Consider the following 23332-nt stretch of genomic DNA (forward strand, 5'->3'; position numbering starts at 1 on the left):
AACAGCAAAGTGGCGAAGCCTGGATTCGTCGACATCCTGCCGCTGTCCCCCCTGCAGAAGGGCATGCTCTTCCACGCCCTGTACGACGAGCAGGGTGCGGACGTGTACGTCATCCAGATGGCGCTGGACCTGCGGCGCGAGGTGGACGCGGACGTCCTGCGCGGTGCCGTCGCCGCCGTCCTGGGCCGGCACGAGAACCTGCGTGCCTCGTTCCGCAACCGCAAGTCGGGCGAGCCGGTCCAGCTGATCCTGCGGGACGCGGAGCCGGACTGGAGCGAGAGCGACATCCGCCACCTGCCGGCCGACGAGCGGGAGGAGGAGCTGCAGCGCCTGCTGGAGGCGGACCGCACCCGCCGGTTCGACCTCTCCCGTCCTCCGCTGCGCTTCTCCCTGATCAGGCTGGCGGACCAGGAGTACCGGTTCGTCTTCACCGCGCACCACATCCTGCTCGACGGCTGGTCCATGCCGCTGGTGCTCGGCGAGCTGATGGCCCTGTACACCAACGGCGGCGACACCTCGCAGCTGGAGCCGGTCGCCCCCTACAAGGACTACCTGTCCTGGCTGGCCCGCCAGGACCGCGGCGAGGCCGAACTGGCCTGGAAGCAGGCCCTGGCCGGGGCGGAGCCGACCCTGGTGGTCGGCCCCGCCGCCGGCGCCGCGCTGCCCGAGACCCTGATCGAGCAGGTCGCGCCCGAACTGGCCCTCGCCCTCGGCGAGCGGGCCCGCGGCCTGGGCCTGACCCTCAACAGCGTCGTCCAGACGGCCTGGGGCCTGGTGCTGGGCGCGCTGACCGGACGCGAGGACGTCGTCTTCGGCGAGACCGTCTCCGGCCGCCCGCCGGAGCTGCCCGGCGTCGAGAAGATGGTCGGCCTGTTCATCAACACCCTGCCCGTGCGCCTGCGCATCGACCCGGCCCTGACCCTGGGCGAGCAGGTGCGCCGTCTGCAGGACGCCCAGGCGGACCTGCTGGCGCATAAGCACCTGGGACTTGCGGAGATCCAGCAGATCGCCGGCACCGGCCCGCTGTTCGACGCCATCACCATCTTCGCCAACTACCCCATCGACACCGACACCCTGCAGAACTCCGCCGAGGGCATCGGGGCCGTGGCGGCCACCACCGTGGACGCCACCCACTACGCCCTCAACCTGGAGGGCACCGTCCGCGGCGAGCGCATGACCGTCCGCCTGGACCACCGCCCCGACCTGTTCGCCGACGGCGCCGGGCGCGAGATCCTCGACGCCCTGCTGGCGGTCCTGGCGGCCTTCGCCGCCGACCCCGGCCGGCGCGTCGGCGAGGTGTCGCTGTTCACCGCCGGCGACCGGCAGCGCCTGATGCCCGTCCGGTCCGCCGCCCCCCGGGCGACGCAGGCCGGCGACGCCGCGGGCGACGGCCGGCCCCGCACCGGGCGCGAGGAGCTGCTGTGCCGGCTGTTCGCCGAGGTGCTCGGGGTGGAGGAGGCGTCCGTCTCCGTCCACGACAGCTTCTTCGAGCGCGGCGGCGACTCCATCGGCTCCATCCAGCTGGCGCACCGCGCCCGCAAGGAGGGCCTCGCCCTGAGCCTGCGCGAGATCTTCGAGCACCGCACCGTCGCCCGGCTCGCCGCGCTCGCGGCCACCGCCACCGCGCAGGCCGCGCCGGCCGCCGACGACGGCACCGGACCGGTGCCGCTGACCCCGGTCATGCACTGGCAGCTGGAGCAGGGCGGCCCGCTGGACGCCTTCAACCAGACCATGACCGTGCCGGTCCCGGCCGGCCTCGACGAGGCACAGGTCGGCGCGGCACTGCAGGCCCTGCTCGACCACCACGACGCCCTGCGCCTGACGCTGCGCCGCACCGGCGACGACCGGCAGCTCGAAGCCGCCGCCCGCGGCGCGGTACGGGCCGCGGACTGCCTGGTGCGCGTCGCCGCCCCGGTCACCGACGAGGCCGCCGCGGCCGCCGTACGGGCCGCCATGCAGCGGCTGGCCCCCGCCGAGGGCCGCATGCTGCAGGCCGTCTGGTTCGACGACGCGGACGGCGGCGAGGGCCGGCTGGCCCTGGTCGTCCACCACTTCGCCGTCGACGGCGTCTCATGGCGCATACTCCTGCCCGACCTCCAGGCCGCCCTCACCGCGCTGCGCGACGGCGCCGAGGTGCGCCTGGAGCCCGTCGGCACCTCCTTCCGCCGCTGGTCGCAGGAGCTGGTCAAGGAAGCCGTCAGCGAGCGCCGCACCGCCGAACTCGACCTGTGGCGCTCGGTGCTGGACACCGACGACCCGCTGCTGGCCGAGCGCCGCACCGACCCGGCACGCGACGTGGTCGGCGTGGCCCGGCAGCTGAGCCTGACCCTGCCCGCCGAGGTGACCGAGGCGCTGCTCGGCAAGGTCCCGGCGCTCTTCCACGCCGGCCCCGACGAAGCCATGCTCACCGCGCTGGCCCTGGCCGTGGCCCGCTGGCGGCGCGAACGCGACCGCGGCGAGGGCTCCGCCGTCCTGGTGGGCCTGGAGGGCCACGGCCGCGAGGAGATCGCCGAGGGCGTCGACCTCTCCCGTACGGTCGGCTGGTTCACCAGCCTCCACCCGGTCGCCGTCGACCCGGGCCCGGCCGCGCAGGACGAGCTGTTCGCCGGCGGCCCCGCTCTGGGCGCCGCGTTCAAGGCGGTCAAGGAGCAGCTGCGGGCCATCCCGGACAAGGGCATCGGCTACGGCCTGCTGCGCCACCTCAACCCGGACACCGCAGCCGAGCTGGCCGGCCGCCCCGAGCCGCAGGTCGGCTTCAACTACCTCGGCCGCATGGGCACCGCCGACGCCGCCGAGGCCGCGGCCGCCGACACCGTGCGCGTACGCGACCTCACCGGGGCCGGTGACGCCGCCATGCCGCTGGCCTACACCCTCGAACTCAACGCCGCCGCCGTGGAGCACCCCGAGGGACAGCGGCTCGTCGCCTCGTGGACCTTCTCCGGCGAACTGCTCACCGAGGACGAGGTCCGGCGTGTGGCGGAGCTGTGGTTCCAGGCGCTCACCGCCCTGGCCGAGCACGCCGCCCGCCCCGGCGCCGGTGGCCTGACCCCCTGCGACCTGCCCCTGGTGAGCGTCACCCAGGAGGAGATCGACCGGCTGGAGGCGTCCCCCGCCGGGCTCGCCGACGTCCTGCCGCTCTCCCCGCTGCAGGAGGGCCTGCACTTCCACGCCCAGTACGACGAGTCGGCCTCCGACGTCTACACCGTGCAGTCCGTCCTCGAACTGCACGGCCCGGTCGACGCCGACGCGCTGCACGCGGCCGCCCGCTCCCTGCTGCGCCGCCACGACAACCTGCGCGCCTACTTCACCGAGGGGGAAGCCGGCCGCACCCTGCAGGTCGTCCCCCGCACGGCGGAGCTCCCCTGGGCCCTGGCCGACCTCGCCGATGCGGACCCGCGGACGGCGGCTGCCCGGCTCGACGAGCTCCTGGCCGACGACAGGGCTCGGCGCTTCGACCTGACCGAGCCGCCGCTGATGCGCTGCACGCTCGTCCGGCTCGCCGACGACCGGCACCGCTTCGTGCTGACCGTGCACCACATCGCCGTCGACGGCTGGTCCATGCCGCTGCTGGTGCGCGAGCTCTTCCAGCTCTACGGCATCCACCGGGACGGCGGCGACGCCGGCGCGCTCCCGCCCGTCGCCCCGTACAAGGACTACCTCGCCTGGCTGGCCGCCCAGGACCGCGGCGCCTCCGAGGAGGCCTGGCGCACGGCCCTGGCGGACATCGAGGAGGTCACCCTCCTGGTGCCCGGTACGGCTGCCGGCGCACCGGCCGTGCCCGGGCACCGCAGCACGGTCGTTCCCGACGCACTGGCCGCCGCCCTGACCGCAGCGGCCCGCGAGCACGGTCTGACGGTCAACACCCTGGTCCAGGGTGCCTGGGGCCTGGTGCTCGCCGCCGAGACCGGCCGCGACGACGTCGTCTTCGGCGCCACGGTCTCCGGCCGGCCGCCGGAGCTGCCCGGTGTCGAGGACATGATCGGCCTGTTCATCAACACCCTTCCCGTGCGGGTGCGCACCGGCCGGGGCACCACCCTCGCCGGTCTGCTGCGCACACTGCAGGAACAGCAGGCGGGTCTCATGGCCCACCAGCACCTCGGCCTCGCCGAGCTCCAGCGCCTGGCCGGCACGGGCGAACTCTTCGACACCCTCGTGGTCTTCGAGAACTACCCCGTCGAGCAGGAGCCGCTGCAGCGCTCGGCCCAGGAGGTCGGCGTCGTCGACGCCGAGGTCCGCGACGCCGTGCACTACCCGCTGGCGCTGCTGGCCGCCCAGCGCGGCGAGCGGCTCACCGTCGACTGGTCCTACCGCCCGGACCTGCTGGACGCCGGCCGCGTCGACGCCCTCGCCGAGCGTTTCGTGGCCGTGCTGCGCGCCTTCGCCGCCGACCCGGCCACCCCGCTCGCCGCCCTCGACCTGCTCACCCCCGGCGAGCGGCACCAGGTGCTCACCGAGTGGAACGCCACCGCGCTGCAGGCGCCGGCCGAGCCGGTGACCGAGCGGTTCGCGGCGCAGGCCGCCCGCACCCCCGGCGCGACCGCCGTGGTGGCCGAGGACCGCGAGCTGACGTACGCCCAGCTCGACGCCCGCGCCGGCCGCATCGCCCACTGGCTGCGCGAGCAGGGCGCAGGCCCCGAGCGGTACGTCGCCGTACGGCTGCCGCGCACCTCGGACCTGGTCGCCACGCTGCTCGCCGTGCTCAGGACGGGCGCGGCCTACGTGCCCGTCGATCCGGAGCTGCCGGCCGAGCGCATCGCGTACATCCTGCAGGACGCCGCCCCGGTGCTCACCGTGACCGAGGAGGCGCTCGCCGGCGCCGGCCTGGAGGACCGCCCGGCCACCGGCCCGGCGGCGCGGCGCCGGCCCGGACAGGCCGCGTACGTCATCTACACCTCCGGCTCCACCGGCCGGCCCAAGGGTGTGGTCGTGCCCTCCGCGGCCATGGACAACCTGCTCGAGGCGGTCCAGGCGCACCTGCGGCTGACCCCCTCCGACCGGTTCGCCGCCGTTGCCACCGTCAGCTTCGACGTCTCCGTGATGGAGATCTTCCTGCCGCTGCTGACCGGCGCCCGGCTGGTGCTGGCGGGCGACGGCACCGCCAAGGACCCCGAGGCCCTGGCCGCCCTGCTCACCCGCACCGGCGCGACCGCCATGGAGGCCGCTCCCAGCCTGTGGCACGCGCTGGAGGCCGCCGTGCCCGACGCGCTGCGCGGACTGCACAAGGTCACGGCGGGCGAGGCGCTGCCCGCCGACCTCGCCGGCCGGCTGCTGGCCCTCGGCGGCAGCCTGACCAACCTCTACGGGCCCACCGAGACCACCGTCTACGCCACCGGCACCGCCGTCACCGCCGGCGAGCCCGTCACCATCGGCGGCCCGGTCGCCGGCACCCGCACCTACGTGCTGGACGCCCTGCTGCGCCCGGTGGCGCCCGGCGTGCCCGGCGAGCTCTACCTCGCCGGGGCCGGCGTGGCCCGCGGCTACCACGGGCGCCCCGGCCTGACCGCCGAGCGCTTCGTGCCCGACCCCTACGGCCGCGCGGGCGAGCGGATGTACCGCACCGGCGACCTGGTGCGGTGGACGGCCGACGGGCACATCGACTACCTGGGCCGCACCGACTTCCAGGTCAAGCTGCGCGGTTTCCGCATCGAGCCCGGCGAGATCGAGCAGGTGCTCGGTGCGCACGCCGACGTGGACCGGGCCGTGGTGACCGTTCGCGAGGACCGGCCCGGCGACAAGCGCCTGGTCGCCCACGTCACCCCGGCCCCCGGCCGCACGGCCGACCCCGCCGTGCTGCGGGCCCACGTCGCGGCCGCCCTGCCCGGCTACATGGTGCCCGCCGCCTTCGTCGTCCTGGCCGAACTGCCGCTGACCCCCAGCGGAAAGGTCGACCGCAAGGCACTGCCGGCGCCGGAGCAGGGCGCGCCCGCCGGCGGTACCGCCCCGCGCACGGCGGCCGAGGAGACGCTGGCCGCGCTCTTCGCCGAGGTGCTCGGCGTGGCCGAGGTCGGCGCCGACCACAACTTCTTCGAGCTCGGCGGCGACAGCATCCTCACCATCCAGCTCGTCGGCCGGGCCCGCAAGGCCGGCCTGCGCTTCAGCCCGCGCGACGTGTTCACCCACCGCACGCCGCAGGCGCTGGCCGCCGCCCTGCAGCACGAGCAGGAGACCGAGCAGGCGCAGCAGGCCGCCGCGCCCGCCCCGGGCGACGGCGTCGGGGACGTGCCGCTGACCCCGATCGTCCACTGGATCCGCGAACGCGGCGGCTCCATCGCGCACTTCAACCAGACGATGTCCCTGCCGGTCCCCCCGGGCACGGACGCCGCCCTGGTGACCGCCGCCCTGCAGGCCGTCCTCGACCACCACGACGCGCTGCGGATGACCCTCACCCGCATCGGCGAGGACTTCGGCTGGTCGCTCGAGGTCGCGCCGCCCGGCGCCGTCCGGGCGGAGGACTGCCTCCACCGCGTCGACGCGGCGAGCCTGATCGCCGCCGGACTGACCGACGAGGAGCTCGACGCCCGCGCCGTCTCCGAGGTCGCGGACGCCCAGTCCCGCCTGGACCCCGACGCCGGGGTCATGGTGCGCTGCGTGCTCTTCGACGCGGGGGAGACCGCCCCCGGCCGGCTGACCGTCGTCGTGCACCACCTGGCCGTCGACGGCGTCTCCTGGCGGATCCTGCTGCCCGACCTCGAGGCCGCCCTGGCGGCGCTCGCCGCGGGCCGGCCGGTCGAGCTGGAGCCGGTCGGCACCTCCTTCCGCGGCTGGGCCCGGCGCCTGACCGAGCTGGCCGGCGACCCGGCCCGCATGCGCGAACTCACCCTGTGGCGGGGCATCCTCGACGGCCCCGACCCGCAGCTGACCCCCCGCCCGCTGGACGCGGCCGAGGACACCTTCGGCACCGCCGCCCGGCTGAGCGTGACGCTGCCCGCCGCCGTGACCCGGCCGCTGCTCGGGCCCGTGCCCGCGCTCTTCCGCGCCGGCGTCAACGACGTGCTGCTCACCGCACTCGCCCTGGCCGTCGCCGACTGGCGCGAGCGCACCGGACGCGGCACGGGCACCGACGTCCTGATCGACCTGGAGGGCCACGGCCGCGAGGAGATCGCCGAGGGCGTCGACCTCTCCCGTACGGTCGGCTGGTTCACCAGCCTGTACCCCGTGCGCCTCGACCCCGGCGAGAGCGCCGGCGACGAGGTGTTCGCCGGCGGCCCGGCCATCGGCCGGGCGGTCAAGCGGGTCAAGGAGCAGCTGCGGGCCCTGCCGGACAACGGCATCGGATACGGCCTGCTGCGCCACCTCAACCCGCAGACGGCCCAGGTGCTCGGCCGGTACGCGCAGCCGCAGATCGGCTTCAACTACCTGGGCCGGCTGGGCGCCGTCGAGGAGGAGACCGAAGCCGGCGAGGTGGTCATCGACCACGACCTGTCGGCAGTGGCGGACGCCGCCATGGCCCTGCCGCACGCCCTCGACGTCACCGCCACGGCCGTCACCCACCCCGACGGGCCCCGGCTGGTGGCCAACTGGATCTGGGCGCAGGAGCTGTTCACCGACGACGACATCCGCGACCTGGCCCTCGGCTGGTTCCGGGCCCTGGAGGCGCTGGTCGCGCACGCCGAACGCCCGGAGGGCGCGGGCGGGCTCAGCCCCTCCGACCTCACCCTCGTCACGCTCGGCCAGGAGGAGATCGACGGCCTGGAGGCCGGCCGACCGGCCATCGCCGACGTGCTGCCGCTCTCCCCGCTGCAGGAAGGACTGCTCTTCCACGCCCTGTACGACGAGCGCGGCGCGGACATCTACACCACCCTCATGGCCTTCGACCTGAGCGGGGAACTGGACGCGGCCACCCTCAAGGCCGCGGCCGCCGCGCTGCTGCGCCGGCACGAGAACCTGCGGGCCGCCTTCCGCCCCGGAGCCGCCGGCCAGTCCCTCCAGGTCATCCCCCACCAGGTGGAGGTCCCCTGGCGCGAGGCCGACCTGTCGCACCTGGGCGACCAGGAGCGCGAACGGGAGCTCGCCCGGCTGACCGAGGCCGCCCTCGGCGAGCGCTTCGACCCGCGACAGGCGCCGCTGCTGCGCTTCACCCTGGTGCGCACCGGAGCCACGACGCACCGCCTGATGCTGGCCAACCACCACATCCTCTTCGACGGCTGGTCCGGCCCCGTCCTGTCCGGCGAGCTGTTCGAGCTGTACCGCTCCGGCGGCGACGCCGCGGCCCTGCCCCCCGTCACCCCCTACAAGGAGTACCTGGCCTGGCTCGCCGGCCAGGACCGCGCCGCCGCCGAGGAGGCCTGGCGCGCCGCCCTGGACGGGGTGGACGAGCCCACCCTGGTGGCGCCCGCCGACCCCGCGCGCGAGCCGCTGCGGCCCCGTGTCCACCAGGTCGAGCTGTCCGAGGAGGCCACGGCGGCGCTCACCGCGCAGGCCCGCCGGCACGGCGTCACCAAGAACACGGTGGTCCAGGCCGCCTGGGGGCTGCTGCTGTCCGGGCTCACCGGCCGCGGCGACGTCCTCTTCGGCGAGACCGTCAACGGCCGGCCGGCCGACCTGCCGGGCGTGGAGACCATGGTGGGGCTGTTCATCAACACCCTCCCGGTGCGCGTGCGCACCGCACCCGGCGACACCCTGCTGTCCGTGGTGACGCGGCTGCAGGAGCAGCAGTACGGGCTCCTGCCGCACAAGTACCTCGGTCTGACCGACATCCAGCGGATCGCCGGCGTGGGCAACCTGTTCGACACCTCCACCGAGTTCAGCAACTACCCCGTCGACGCGGAGAGCCTGGAGCAGACCGCCGAGGACCTGGGCATCGTCGACGCCCGCATCGAGGACGGCACCCACTACCCCCTGGCGCTGGGCGCCTCGGACAACGGCCGCACCCTCACCCTGCGCCTCGACTACCGGCCCGACCTGTTCGACGACGCCACGGCCCGTGCCCTGGGAACGCGCCTGCACGCCGTCCTCACGGAGTTCGCCGCCGACCCCGCCCGCCGCGTGGACGCCCTCGACCTGCTCTCCCCGGCCGAGCGGCACACCCTGCTCGTGGAGTGGAACGACACCGCCCACGAGGTGCCGCACGCCGGCGTTCCCGAGCTCTTCCGTGCGCAGGCCGCCCGTACGCCCGACGCCCCGGCCGTCGTCTTCGGCGCCACCACCCTGACGTACCGTGACCTCGACGCGCTCTCCGACCGCCTGGCCGGCCGCCTCGCCGCGCTCGGCTGCGGCCCGGAGACCCCGGTCGCCGTCCTGATGGAGCGCTCGGCGAGCCTTCCGGTGGCCCTGCTGGCCGTCCTGAAGGCCGGCGGCGCCTACGTGCCGCTGCGCGACACCGACCCGGTCGGCCGGCTCGCCCACGTCGTCGGCGACACCGGCGCCCCCGTCGTCCTGACCGACGGCGCCCTCGAGGAGCGCGCCCGGCAGCTGGGCACCGCGGTGCTGCGGGCCGACGAGGACACCCCGGGGCAGGCCCCGGACGTCACCGTGCTGCCCGGACAGCTCGCCTACGTGATGTACACCTCCGGCTCGACCGGACTGCCCAAGGGCGTGGAGATCACCCAGCGCGACGTCGTCGAGCTGGCCCTGGACCGCCGCTGGCGCGGCGGCGCCCACCAGCGGGTGCTGCTGCACTCCCCGACGGCCTTCGACGCCTCCACCTACGAGCTGTGGGTGCCGCTGCTCGGCGGCGGAACGGTCGTCGTCGCCCCGCCGCGGGAGCTGGACGTGGCGGGCCTGGAGCGGGTCCTGGCCGCCCACGAGGTCACCGCGCTGTGGCTGACGGCCGGTCTGTTCCGGCTGGTGGCCGAGGAGGCCCCCGGCGCCCTGGCGGGCGTGCGCGAGGTGTGGACCGGCGGCGACGTCGTCCCGGCCGCGGCCGTGCGCCGCGTGCGCGAGGCGTGCCCGGGCACCGTCGTGGCCGACGGCTACGGCCCCACCGAGACCACCACGTTCGCGCTCGGCCACGCCATCGCCCCCGACGCGCCCGTTCCCGCCCGGGTGCCCATCGGCCGGCCCCTGGACAACATGCGCGTGTACGTCCTGGACGCCTTCCTGCGCCCCGTCCCGGCCGGCGTGACCGGCGAGCTGTACATCGCCGGCGCCGGACTCGCCCGCGGCTACACCGGCCACCCGGCCCTGACCGCCGCACGGTTCGTCGCCGACCCGTTCGGCCCGGCCGGGCAGCGGATGTACCGCACCGGCGACCTGGCCCGCTGGACCGGCGAGGGCGTGGTGGAGTTCGCCGGCCGGGCCGACGACCAGATCAAGCTCCGCGGCTTTCGCATCGAGCCCGGCGAGATCGAGGACCGGCTGGCCCGCCACCCGGCCGTCGGCCAGGCCGCCGTCGTCGTCCGCGAGGACCGGCCCGGCGACAAGCGCCTCGTCGGCTACGTCGTGCTCACCGAACCGGTGGAGACCGGGGAGCTGAAGGAGTACCTCGGCGGCGAACTGCCCGACTACATGGTGCCCTCCGCCCTCATGGCCCTCGACGCCCTGCCGCTGACCGCGAACGGCAAGGTCGACCGCCGGGCCCTGCCCGCCCCCGAGTACGGCGGCGCCGCCGAGCGGCGCGCGCCGCGCGACGAGCGGGAGAGCGCCCTCGCCGCCCTGTACGCCGAGGTGCTCGGGGTGGCCGACGTCGGCATCGACGACAGCTTCTTCGACCTCGGCGGGCACTCCCTGCTGGCCACCCGGCTGGTCAACCGGATCCGCACCGCCTTCGGCGTGGAAGTGCCGGTGCGCACCGTCTTCGAGGCGTCCTCGGTCGCGGCGCTGGCCGCCCGGCTGACGGACGCCCAGGCGGCCCGGCAGCGGCTGGCCCCGGCCGAGCGGCCGCAGGCGATCCCGCTCTCGCACGCCCAGCGCCGGCTGTGGTTCATCGACGCCGTCGAGGACACCGGCGGGACGTACAACATCCAGCTGGCCGTGCGGCTGCTCGGCGAGCTGGACCAGGACGGGCTGGCGTCGGCACTCGCCGACGTGGTCGAGCGCCACGAGTCGCTGCGCACCGTCTTCCCCGCCGAGGGCGGCGTGCCGCGTCAGCGGATCCTGGGCAGCGGCGAGTACGCCGTGGCGCTCGGGCGCGAGGAGGTGAGCGGCGACGAGCTCGACGCGCGGCTGGCCGCGCTGGCCGCGCAGGGCTTCGACCTGGCGGCCGACATCCCGCTGCGGGCCCACCTCCTGCGGCTGGCACCGCGCGAGCACGTCCTGGTGCTCGTCCTGCACCACATCGCCGGCGACGGTGCCTCCCTGGCCCCGCTCGCCCGCGACCTGGGCACCGCCTACGCGGCCCGCGTCGCGGGGCAGGCGCCGCAGTTCACGCCCCTGCCCGTGCAGTACGCCGACTACGCGCTGTGGCAGCAGCGGGTCCTGGGCGACGAGCACGACCCGCACAGCCCCTTCGGCCGGCAGCTGCAGCACTGGCGCACGGCCCTGGCCGGGCTGCCGGAGGAGCTGCAGCTGCCCTTCGACAGGCCGCGGTCGGCCGAGGCCGCCAACCACGGCGGCCGGGTGGAGCTGCGCCTGCCCGACGAGGTCGCCCGCGGGGTGCACCGCCTCGCCCAGGACAGCGGCGCCAGCCTGTTCATGGTGCTGCACGCCGCCGTCGCGGCCCTGCTGCACCGGCTCGGCGCCGGCACGGACGTGCCCCTGGGCACGGTCGTCGCCGGCCGTGGCGACGAGGCGCTGGAGGAGCTCGTGGGCTTCTTCGTCAACACCCTCGTCCTGCGCACCGACCTCTCGGGCGACCCCGGCTTCCGGGAGCTGGTGGAGCGCGTGCGCACCGCCGACCTGGCGGCCTTCAGTCACCCGGACATCCCCTTCGAGCGGCTGGTGGAGGAGCTCAACCCCGTGCGCACCCTCTCCCGCAACCCGCTCTTCCAGGTCGCCGTCAGCCTGGAGAACACCGAGGAGGCCGACCTGGAGCTGGCGGGGCTGACCCTGGCCCCCCAGCCGACGTCGATGGACGTCGCCAAGTTCGACCTGTCCTTCACCTTCGGCGAGGTGCCCCGCGAGGGCGCGGCCCCGGGCATCGGCGGTGAACTGGAGTACAACACCGCCCTGTTCGACCGCACCACGGCCGAGGCGTTCGCCGACCGGCTGACGCGGCTGCTGACGGCGGCCGTCGCCGACCCGGACCTGCCCCTCGGGGCGATCGACCTGCTCTCCGGGCAGGAGCACGCCGTGCTGGACGGGACCAACGACACCGCGCGGGAGATCCCGGCACAGACGGTGCCCGCCCTGTTCGCCCGGCAGGCCGCCCGCACCCCCGGCGCGCCGGCCGTCGTCGCCGCAGAAGCCGTCGCGGAAGGAACCGGGCTCGGCTACGCCGACCTGGAAGCCCGGGCCAACCGGTTGGCACGCCGCCTCGCCGAGGCCGGCGTCGCCCCCGGCGACCGGGTGGCGATCCTGCAGGAGCGCTCGGCGGACCTGGTGGTCTCCACGCTCGCCGTGCTCAAGGCCGGAGCGGCGTACGTCCCGCTGGACGCCCGCCACCCGGTGCCCCGCCTGGAGCTGATCGTCCGGGAGACCGGCAGCCGGGTGCTGCTGACCGACCGGGCCCTGGCCGGCGTGGAGTTCCGGCACGACGCCCGCGTCCTGGTCGTCGACGACGAGGCGGAGGCCGCGGCCGTGGCCGCGCACCCCGCCGGACCGCTCGACCGCACGACGCACCCCGACCAGTTGGCGTACATCATGTACACCTCCGGGTCGACGGGTAAGCCCAAGGGCATCGGCATCACCCACCGCAACGTCGTCGCGCTCGCGGCCGACAGCCGGTGGACGACCGGCCACGAGCGGGTCCTGATGCACTCCCCGCACGCCTTCGACGCCTCCACCTACGAGATCTGGACGCCTCTGCTCGGCGGCGGACGGGTCGTGGTGGCACCCCCCGGCCAGCTGGACGCGGCGGCGCTGCGCCGGCTGGCCGGCGCCCACGGGCTGACCGCGGTGTTCCTGACCACGGCCCTGTTCAACCTCGTGGCCGAGGAGGACCCGGCCGCCTTCGGCGCTCTCGCGCAGGTCTGGACCGGTGGCGAGCAGGTCTCCCCGACCGCCTTCCAGCGGGTGCTGGACGCCTGCCCGGCCACCACCGTCGTTCACGTCTACGGTCCGACCGAGACCACGGTCTTCGCCACCTGCCTGCCGCTGCGCGCCCCGCAGCGCACCGACGGCGGCGTGCCGATCGGCCTGCCGATGGACAACCAGCGGGCGTACGTCCTCGACGACCGGCTGGCCCCGGTCCCGCCGGGCGTGGCGGGCGAGCTGTACCTGGCCGGCGCCGGCACGGCCCGCGGCTACTACGCGGCACCCGGCATGACCTGCGAGCGGTTCGTCGCCGATCCGTTCGGCCCGGCCGGGCAGCGGATGTACCGCACCGGCGACGTGGTGCGCCGCGACGCCGAGGGACGCATCGAGTTCGTCGGCCGGGCCGACCACCAGGTCAAGATCCGCGGCCTGCGGATCGAGCTCGGCGAGATCGAGTCCGCCCTGCAGGACGCACCCGAGGTCGCCCAGGTCACCGTCGTCGTCCGGGAGGACCGGCCCGGCGACAAGAAGATCGTCGCCTACGTCGTGCCCGCCACCGGCGCCGACACCTCCGGCCTGCGCGCCCGCGTCGCCCGGCGGCTGCCCGACTACATGGTGCCCGCGGCGTTCGTCCCCCTCGCCGACCTGCCGCTCAACGCCAACGGCAAGGTCGACCGCAAGGCCCTGCCCGCCCCGGACTTCGGCCCGGCGGCGGACGGGCGCGGCCCGCGCAACCCGCGAGAGGAGGTGCTGTGCGGGCTGTGGGCCGACCTCTTGAAGCTGGACCGGGTCGGCATCGACGACAACTTCTTCGAACTGGGCGGCGACAGCATCGTCTCCCTCCAGCTCACCAGCAGGATCCGTGCCGTCTTCGGCGTCGAGCTGTCCAACCGGGCGGTCTTCCAGGCCCCCACGGTGGCCTCGCTGATGGACCTCATCAGCTCCGGCGACCAGAACGAGGACTCCTTCGACGTGGTGCTCCCGCTGCGCACGGGAGGCCAGGCGCCCCCGCTGTTCTGCCTGCACCCCGTCGGCGGCGTCAGCTGGATGTACTCCGGCCTCATGCACCACATCGACGGCGACCGCCCGCTGTACGGCATCCAGTCCCGGGGGCTGGCGCGCAAGGAGGAACTGCCCTCCTCCGTCCCCGAGATGGCCGCCCACTACGTGGAGCGCATCCGCGAGGTCCAGCCGGCCGGCCCCTACCACCTGCTCGGCTGGTCGATGGGCTCGCTGCTGGCCCACGAGGTCGCCGTCCAGCTGCAGCGGCAGGGCCAGCAGGTCGCCCTGCTGGCCAACCTCGACCAGGTGCCGCTGCGCGCCGAGGACCTGGGCGGCGAATACGTCGCCGCGGACGAGCAGAAGGTCCTCATGGCCCTGCTCGACTTCGTCGGCCGCGACCCCGGCATGTTCGGCGACGGGCCGTTGGAGCACGAGAAGGTCATGGCCGTCCTCAAGGAGGAGGGCAGCGCCCTGGCGACCTTCGACGACGAGCAGATCCTGCGCATCGGCGAGGTCAACAACAACAACTGGGACCTGACCGTCGGCTACGAGCCCGACGTCTTCGACGGCGACGTCCTGCTGTTCGTGGCCACCCGGGAGGAGGACGGGAACGGGCAGGAGGGCACCAAGACCGAGCGCTCGGTGGCCCGGCTGAGCCGCTACGTCACCGGCACCGTGGAGGTCCGCGAGATCGACTGCGAGCACCGGCAGCTGCTCCAGGCCGGTCCCGTGGCGGAGGTCGGCCGCGCGCTGCGCGAGAAGCTCCGCGACACCGCCGCGTAGGACGCGCACACCCCGTGGCACCCACCCGGCCCGGCGCCGCCCGCCTTCGCGCGGACGGCGCCGGGCCGTCGCCGTGGCCGGCCCCCACCCGCGGATCTGCCGATCGGCAGATGTGCGGGCGGGCCCCGCGACGGAATGCTGGACAACGCAACGACCAAGGAGGCAGCACCATGACGCAGGTGATCGACAGCGCGTCCCCGCGGCGGGGGACCCGGACCCCGGCCGCCGTGCACCGGCGGTCCGGCTGGCCGCAGTGGATCGGCTACGCGGCCTTCGCGGCGCTGCTGGCGTACGGACTGGCCCACACCTACTGGGCCCTGGGCGGCCACGGCTTCCCCTTCGGCGCCGACGACGCCAACCCTGAGTACTCGGCCTTCGAGCACGTCGGCCGGGCCCGGCTGGCGCCCTGGCTGGCGGGGGGATTCCTGCTCAGTGCCGCGGTGGCCCTGCTGCTGGCGCTCCCCGGCCGACGCCGGATCCCCACGGGGGTGCTGCTCGGCGCCTCGGCCCTGTCGGTCACCGCGGTCTTCAGCACCCTCGCCGACTTCCGGATCCTCGGCAACCTCGCCTACGTCTTCATGCTGCGGTTCAGCGCCATCAACTGGACCGTGATCAATCAGCTGTTCGCGGTCGTCTCCGTGGCCCTGCTGGCCCTCTCCGCCGTCGCCTACCAGCGGCGCACGACCGATGCGTGCGGCAGCTGCGGGCGCACCGACTCCGGCGCCGAGTGGACCTCGCCGGCCGCCGCCGCGCGCTGGGGGAGGAAGGCCGCCTACACGGCCGTCGTCGTCCCGCTGCTGTACGCCACCACCCGGTGGGCCTGGGCCCTGGGCTACCCCCTCGGCATCTCCGACCAGCTCTGGGAGGAGGGCAAGCGCGACCACCTGTGGATCTTCGGCGCGGCCCTCGCCACGATGGGCGCCCTCGGCTCCCTGCTGACCCTGGGACTGGTGCAGCGCTGGGGCGAGGTCTTCCCCCGCTGGATGGTGGGGCTGCAGGGCAAGCGGGTGCCCATCTCCCTGGCCGTCATCCCCGCCCTGCTGGTCTCCGTCATGGTGACGATCGCCGGCATCATGTACATCCGCCTGCACTTCCAGGGATCCTTCGACAACGAGAAGGGCGACTGGGGCGCCACCGTCCCCGAGACGGTCTGGCCGGTGTGGGGCATCGCCCTGGCCACCGCGGCCCTGGCCTACTACTTCCGGCGCCGCGGGACGTGCAAGCACTGCGGACGCGGCTGACGACCCCTTCGAATTCTTCGATACGGCTTTGAGGTCGCTCCCCGCGGCTCCCTTGAATGGGGAGCGACCCGTTCCTCCCGCCGACAGACCGCCCCGTACCGGCGGCTCCCGTTCCGTCCCCCGTCGGACCGGGAGCCGCCTTCTTTTGCATGCCGCTCTCGCATGCCGCGCGCCATGCGCACCTCCTTCTCTCCCGATCGGCAGATGTGCGCAACGACCCGCGGCGGCAACCTTGTTCGTACGACAACGGATACCGTCCCCGGACGGTGAGAAGAGGAAGTCCCGTCATGGCCGATACAGCCGTCGAAGAGCCGGCCCGGAAGGATTCCGCGCACACCTCCCCGGACGCGGCGCCCCGGCGTCCCTGGTGGTCCCGGTGGCCGGACTGGTCCGGGTACCTGGTGGTGGCATGGTCCCTGCTGTACGGAGCCGCAGGCCTGTACTGGGCCCTGGGCGGCAGCGACTACCCCTTCCGCAAGACCGTCGACGACCGGGCCTCGTCCTCCCTGCTCGAACCCAGCAGCGCCACCGTGGTCGCACCCCTGATGGTGCTCTTCTGCGCCGTGGGCGCGGTCGTCGGCGTGCTGATGGTGCGCGACCGCGGCACGGGCAGGGTCCGCAAGGCGATGCTCGCCTACGGCTGGGTGGCGGCCTGCACGCTCACCTTCCTCGTCCCGGACTACTCCCTGCTCGGCCTGCTGGTCTTCTCCCCGGTGCTGGTCGTCTTCGCCTTCACCGGGGTCCCGGGCCCGCAGGAGATGGGTGACATCCTCTACTGGCACCGGATCAACCTCATGATCGTCTTCGTCGGCGGTCTGCTGTGGGTCGCCACCACGCTGGCCTACCAGCGGCGCACCGGCGGCCAGTGCCTGCGCTGCGGCCGCGGCCACCGGGCCGCGTCCGCCTGGACCGAGCCGGCCGCGGCCCTGCGCTGGGGCCGCTGGGCGGTGCGGGTGGCGGTGCTCTCCACGCTCCCGTACGACATCACGCGCATCGCCTGGTACTTCGGCTGGCCGCTCGGCATCTCCGACGCCTTCCTCAAGGACATGCAGGACACCCCGAACATGCTGGAGATGGGCCTGGCCCTGGGCATCGCCTCGACGCTGGGCAGCCTGCTGATGCACGGCCTGGTCGCGCACTGGGGCGAGGTGTGGCCGCGCTGGGTGTGGTTCAAGAAGGGCCGGACCGTCCACCCGGCCACGGCGATCGTGCCCGCCTCGATCATCGCGGTGGTGCTCATCCCGGCCGGCCTGATGGCCATTCGCGAGTTCGACTCCGGGATGTGGGGCACGCTCGGGCCGTCCATCTTCTGGGTCGTGTGGGGCCTGGCCCTGGGTGCGGCGACCTTCGGCTACTACCTGCGCCGCCGCGGCCGCTGCGCGCACTGCGGCCGGATCTGAAGCGACACCGACGCGCGGTGGCCCGGAACCCCGAGGGGTTCCGGGCCACCGCGCGTTGCGCCGTAGGTCACGTCGTGCGGCGGAAGGTGCGGATCGCCAGCGGTGCCGTGAGCGCCACCACGACCAGGCACACGGCCAGCGGGGCGAGGACCGTGCTCGTGTGCGCCCGGCCGAGGGCCAGGTCGCGGGCCGCGGTGATCGCGTGCGACATGGGGTTGACCTCGGCGAAGCCCTTCAGCCACGAGGGCAGGCCCTCGGCCGGGACGAAGGCGTTCGAGGCGAACAGCAGCACCATGTTGACGATGCCGCCGATGGGCTGGAGGGCCTCCGGGCGGCGCAGCCAGGCCGACAGCGCCATGAACACCCAGCCCAGCGACCAGCCGAGCACGACGGCGATCACGACCGCGCCGAGCGAGCCCAGCACCCCGCCGGCCGGGCCGAAGCCGAAGACGAGGGCCGCGGCGCCCAGCATCACCAGCATGTTCACCAGGTTCAGCGCGGTGTCGGCGATGCTGCGGGCGACCAGGACCGAGCCGGTGTGCACCGGCATCGCCTTGAAGCGGGCGATGATGCCGTTGTTCATCTCCGTGGTCAGCGCCACCCCGGACTTCAGCGCGGCGCTGATCGAGCCGGTCACGAGGAAGGCCGGCAGCAGGTAGTCGATGTAGCTGACCCCGGCGGGAAAGGCGGTGGTCTGGGAGACGCTCTTGAAGACCTGACTGAAGACGGTGAGCATCAGGATGGGTTCGAGCACGCCCGGCAGGACCAGCGCCGGTTCGCGCAGGGCCCGCAGCGAGCGGCCCGCCAGGACCTGGATCTGCCGCAGCACGCCGGTCCCGCCGAACTGCGGGGCCGCCGGGAGCGGGGGAGCGGTGGCGGCCGCGGAGGCCGTGCGGTCGGTGGTGAGGGTCATCGGGGCATCCCTGCGGGGTGTGCGGTGGAGTGGTTCAGGGCCATGTACACGTCGTCGAGCGAGGGCTCCGAGTAGGCGAGCCCGGCCAGTTCGGCGCCGACGTCGTCCATCGCCCGCACGACGCGGGCCAGGTCGGTGGAGTCCATGACGGGCATCGACATCCCGAGCCCCTCCTCCTCGTGCGCGGGGGCGAACCCGGCCTGTTCGAGCGCCCGGCGTGCCCGGGGACGCTCCTCGGCGCTGCGGACGGTCACGGTGACCGAGCGCCGCCCGATCCGGTTCTTGAGCTCGTCGGCGGTGCCCGACGCGATGACCCGGCCGGCTGCGAGCACGGTGATCGAGTCGGCCAGCTGGTCGGCCTCGTCCAGGTACTGCGTGGTCAGCAGGATCGTGGTGCCCTCGCGGACCAGGCGCTGGACGACGTCCCACAGGGCGCGCCGGGCGGCGGGGTCGAGCCCGGTGGTGGGCTCGTCCAGGAAGATCACCTCCGGGTGCCCGACCAGGCTGGCCGCCAGGTCCAGGCGCCGGCGCATGCCGCCCGAGTACGTCTTCGCCTTGCGGTGCGCCGCGCCCGTGAGGTCGAAGATCTGCAGCAACTCGTCCGCCCGGGCCGCCGCCTGCGCCCGCGAGGCACCCAGCAGCCGGGCGATCAGGACGAGGTTGGCGTGCCCGGAGAGCGTCTCGTCGACGGCCGCGTACTGGCCGGTGAGCCCGATGCGCCGGCGGACCTCCTCGGCCTCCCGGACGACGTCGAGCCCGGCCACCCGTACGTGCCCCGACGTCGGCAGCGACAAGGTGCTGAGGATGCCGACGAGTGTGGTCTTGCCGGCCCCGTTGTGGCCGAGCAGCCCCAGGACGGTGCCCCGGGGCGCCTGCAGGCTGACGCCGTCGAGCGCCTTGGCCGGACCGAACGACTTGGTCACGTCCGATACTTCGATCATCAATGTGTCCATGGATTTCCTTCGCTCGCTGCACAGGGAATGTGCCGCTATTCGCTCCCGGTGGCCTGGACGACGCCGTTCAGGCTCAGGCGATCGACCGGGTCCCCGTACACGTACTCGTAGGCGTTGAGGAACTCGCCCTGGGTGAAGCCGACTTCGAACCGGCCGAAGGCGGGGTTGAGCGTGCGCAGGTCCAGCACCACCGCCGCGAACGGCCCGCTGTGCTCGTAACCGCGCCGGTACTGCCCGAGCCAGCCGTAGTCGAAGTCGCCGGGCTGGTTGTCCGGTACGTGGTCGGGGTCGACCGTGCCGTCCGCCGCGAACGGCTCGCCGAAGGGGCCGTAGCGGTACAGGTCGCCCTTTCGCCTGCCGTCCTCACCGGTGACCAGGAAGACGTTCCCGCGCACGGTGGGGTGGCTGTAGGTGCCGTGCCCGCCGTACGCCGCACCCGCGGCCATGTGCAGGACGCCGCCCGGCAGCGGCACCGTCCACGTCAGCAGCCGCTTGTCGGAGCGCAGCACCAGGTCGTGCTCGGTGTCGGTGTAGGCGCTGTGGCCGTAGAGGTAGGTCTCGGTGTGCCCGGCGGTGGTGACGTCCCGGCGGATCAGGCCGTCGGCCAGGCCCTGCAGGTGGAAGACCTCGGTGCCGCCGGCCGTGCCCCCGAGGTAGCGCTCGGTGAAGTCGTAGCGCCGGGTGACCTTCGCACCGTTGTCGGTGTAGCCCGCCAGGTTGCCGTTCGGCGCGTAGGCGAAGCCGGTCAGCTGCCGCGCACCGGTGGTGGCCAGCAGCCGGTCGTCATCGTCGTAGCAGTAGCCGGTGACGGCCGTACCGGAGGCGGTGCGGTCCGTCAGGCGCACCCGGTTGCTGTTGGCCCCGGCGTCGGCCCGGGAGCCGCGCGGGCAGTCCGCGGGGGCGGGGGAGGTGAAGTCGTAGCCGTACACGTGCCCGGCCACCGACGCCTCGACGAGCCGGCCCGCCGCGTCGTAGCGGAAGCCCGAACGCTCCTCGCGGCCGTCCGGTCCGGGCGTGTGCTCCTCGGTGATCGTGCCCGACCGCGAGCGCGTCACCGTGGTGTCCAGCCGGTGTCCGTCCGCCAGCGTCCACTGCTTGCCGGTGATCCGCCCGGCGGCGTCGCGGGAGACGGCGAGGGCGGTGCCGTTGCCGTAGCGCACCGACGCCAGGCCGCCGGCCGCGTCGTAGGCGGCGACCGCCAGCGTCGAGCCGTTCAGCGAGACGTCGGTGACGCGGCCGGCGGCGTCGTGGCGCGTGCGCTTGACGCGCACGCCGTCCGTGGCGACCGGCGGTACCAGCCGCTCCTCCACGGCGCGGCCCGCGCGGTCGTAGGACGTCGTGGTCACGGTGCCGTGGGCGTCGGTGAAGCGCACCTGGCGGCCCAGCAGGTCGACGGTGCGCACCATGGTGTCGGTGGCCTCGGCCCCCCGCAGCGTCAGCGGGTCGCCGCGGTAGGCGTAGTCGTAGTCCACCGTGCGCTCGGGCAGCGCCGGCGTCCTCGGCATGCGCATCTGCACGGTCCGGCCGCGCTCGTCGTACTTCAGGCAGATCCAGCCGTCCTGACCGGTGTTCTGGGCGACCGGCACGCCGCGCGCGTTGTAGACGTTCTTGTTCACCCGGCCGGACCCGTCGGCCGGCGTCGGCAGGGTGACCGTCTTCCACAGGCCGCGCTGCGGCGCCGGGTCACTGCGCTCGGTGCAGGGGTTGTCGGCCGACTCCTCCGGCCCGAAGTAGGTGGTGACCTGCCGCGCGCCGCTGGGCAGCTCCTTGACCGTCGGCCGCAGCAGCTCGTCGAACGCCTGGCCGGTGCGCAGGGCCAGTCCGCCGGGGTCGGTCACCGTCGCGACGGGCAGCCCGTGCTCGTCCAGCCGCGTCAGCGTCGTCTGCTCCGGGACCCCGTCGGAGTCCGCGCGGACGGCGGTGATGCCACCGGGTCCGTAGGTCGTCGTGTACGCGGCGACCTTCTCGCAGCCCGCCGGGGGAGGGGTGAGCGGGCGCCGGTCGGGGCCGAAGCACGCGCGCGGGCCGGGCCCGTAGGTACCGGCCGGTGCTCCGGTGGCCGCGTCGTGGACCGTCGTCGTCATCCGGCCCGCGGCGTCGGTCACCGACGCCTGCCGGTCGTCGCCGGTCCACTCGGTGCGCACCGTGCGCCCGGTGCCGTCGGTGTCGCTCAGCACGCGTCCGGCCGCGTCGTGGGTCAGCCGGCGGGCCCAGCCCTGCGCGGTCGCCACCCCCGCCACCCGGATCTCGGTGGCGTCCGCGGTGTAGGCGTACTCGTGGCGCGGCCGCAGCGACGGCACGGCGGCGGCACCGGTGGGCTCCGGTCCCATGAGCCAGGCGGCCGCGGCCGTGTTCCCCGTGTAGCCGATCCGGTAGCGGGCGGCCTCGGTGTCACGGTGGCGCGGGTCGACACCGATCCAGTCCGACACCAGGGGCGGGCGGACGTCCGTGAGCCGGTGGTCGGCAAGGAAGCCGAAGTCGGTGACCTCCGCGCCCGGGTTGGTGATCCTGGCGAGCTTGCCCTCCCGGTACGACAAGGTCGTCCGTCCCGCTCCCGGCACGCTCACCGCGCACACGAACCCGGCCGGTGCCGAGCGGTCGGCGCACTCGGGGCTGCCCGCGTAGGAGAACCGCACGCCGCCGTTCTCGGCGGCCTCGATCTGTGCCCGCACCCCGCGCGCGGCGGCGGACCGCGCCGGGCGGGCGGAGGCCGCGGCCGGGGCGGAAACCGGCGGGAGGGGCGCTCCCGGGGCCGCCCTGCCGGTCGCCGAGCCGGTGGCCGGGCCGTTCGCCGCGCCGGTGGCACCGTTCGCCGCGCCGGCCGTGCCCTGCGCCGCGGGTGTCACGCTCCAGCCCGGCGGCAGGACCGCGCCCGACGGGGCGAGCCAGGAGGCCGGTACGGGAACCTCGTGCCCCGTCCCCCGCGCCCAGAGGGCGACCTCGCCGCCCGCCTCCGGCCGCCGGTGCTCCACCCGCACCTCGTACGCGCGGTCGGCCCGCAGCCGTATCCCCTTGCCGAACACCGGGTGACCGGTGGCGGTACCGGGGCCCTGCCAGTCGTCGAGGACCGGCCGGCCGTCGATCCACACGCGCAGGCCCCCGCCGTACGCGGCCCCCAGTTGGTACGTGCCCGCCTCCGGTACGCGCAGCCGGCCCGTCCACCGCACCCGGAAGGCGCCGCCGGGCCGGGCGTCCGGGTACGGCGCCGCCGCTCCCCAGGCGAAGTCCGGCCGGGCGTCGGTGCGCACGGCCGCCGGCCGCTCGGCGGCCGCGATGCCGGACGCCGAGTCGCCCGCGAAGTACGCCCCGGTCAGCCCGGAGGTGTCCACCGCGAGCGAGTCGTAGCGGAAGGTCGCGCCCAGCGGCCCTGCCGCCGTATTGGTCTGCGGGGTGCTCACCGAGACGGAGACGTTGCCCGTGGCCGTGTCCACCGACACCGGGCCGATCGCGTCCGCCGGGGCGGTCGCGGCGCCGGCCGGTGCCCCCAGCCGCCGGTTCACGGTGAAGGCCGAGGCCGGTCCGAAGGCGCCGACGCGGCCCCGGCCGTCGCGCACGCGCGCCGCCCAGGTGTACCGGCCGCCGTCGGCGAGCAGGCCCGCGGGCGCGCGCCACGAGGGCGTGGTGAGCCAGCCGGAGGACGTGGTCTGCCCCACCCCCGGCCTGTCGCCCGTCGAGAGCACGAACTCGTACGCCGCGGCGTCCGCGGCGCGTCCGAGCTTCAGTTCGGGGCGCGGCTGCGCCAGCACGGCACCGTCCTGCGGCCCGGCGGGGCGAGGAGCGGCGGGCGCGGACGCGCCGGGTGCCGCCGCCGGTGCCACGAACCGCCCCGCCGGCCACTCCGGGCGCACCGGCGCCCCGGCCGCGGCGGGCAGCAGCGCGACACCCGTGGCGTCCGGTCCCGCGGCAACCGCCACGGGTGGCCGGCCGCCGAGCAGGGTGACCACCATGGCCGCCGCGGCGGCGCCCGCCCCGGCAGCCCGTAGTAAACCTCGGCCTCGATCCATGTCGACTCATCACTCCCGTACCGGT

The 23332-nt window shown here is 74.8% G+C and carries 6 protein-coding genes; 3 read left to right on the top strand and 3 right to left on the bottom strand.

What is annotated here, in order from left to right; genetic code table 11:
• Positions 1 to 9: 9 nt before the first annotated feature.
• The 3 genes from AB0K17_RS13950 to AB0K17_RS13960 all read left to right on the top strand — a co-directional run bounded on the left by AB0K17_RS13950 (position 10) and on the right by AB0K17_RS13960 (position 17437).
• On the top strand, positions 10 to 14796 hold the full coding sequence (locus tag AB0K17_RS13950; protein ID WP_365983095.1) for an amino acid adenylation domain-containing protein: 14787 nt from the start codon (positions 10 to 12) through the stop codon (positions 14794 to 14796).
• A 170-nt stretch (positions 14797 to 14966) separates the two neighbouring features.
• Positions 14967 to 16037 carry a hypothetical protein gene (locus AB0K17_RS13955; protein WP_365983096.1) on the top strand — a complete coding sequence of 357 codons (1071 nt, stop codon included), beginning with the start codon at positions 14967 to 14969 and terminating at the stop codon, positions 16035 to 16037.
• A gap of 287 nt (positions 16038 to 16324) precedes the next feature.
• Positions 16325 to 17437, top strand: a complete 1113-nt coding sequence (locus AB0K17_RS13960; RefSeq protein WP_365964381.1) for an NYN domain-containing protein — start codon at positions 16325 to 16327, stop codon at positions 17435 to 17437.
• Between the two features lie 67 nt (positions 17438 to 17504).
• Here AB0K17_RS13960 and AB0K17_RS13965 read toward each other — a convergent pair whose 3' ends face one another.
• From AB0K17_RS13965 to AB0K17_RS13975, 3 genes are read right to left on the bottom strand one after another with little or no spacing between them, the layout of a single operon-like run.
• On the bottom strand, positions 17505 to 18350 hold the full coding sequence (locus AB0K17_RS13965; protein ID WP_365983097.1) for an ABC transporter permease: 846 nt from the start codon (positions 18348 to 18350) through the stop codon (positions 17505 to 17507).
• On the bottom strand, positions 18347 to 19303 hold the full coding sequence (locus tag AB0K17_RS13970) for an ATP-binding cassette domain-containing protein (RefSeq protein ID WP_365983098.1): 957 nt from the start codon (positions 19301 to 19303) through the stop codon (positions 18347 to 18349). The genes AB0K17_RS13965 and AB0K17_RS13970 overlap by 4 nt, the downstream gene beginning before the upstream one ends.
• A gap of 35 nt (positions 19304 to 19338) precedes the next feature.
• Entirely contained in the window at positions 19339 to 23250 is a 3912-nt protein-coding gene (locus tag AB0K17_RS13975) for a PA14 domain-containing protein (protein ID WP_365983099.1), read from the bottom strand.
• Positions 23251 to 23332: the final 82 nt, after the last annotated feature.

This window comes from Streptomyces sp. NPDC049585 (assembly GCF_040675615.1).
In the GTDB taxonomy this organism is placed as follows: Bacteria; Actinomycetota; Actinomycetes; order Streptomycetales; family Streptomycetaceae; genus Streptomyces; species Streptomyces luteosporeus.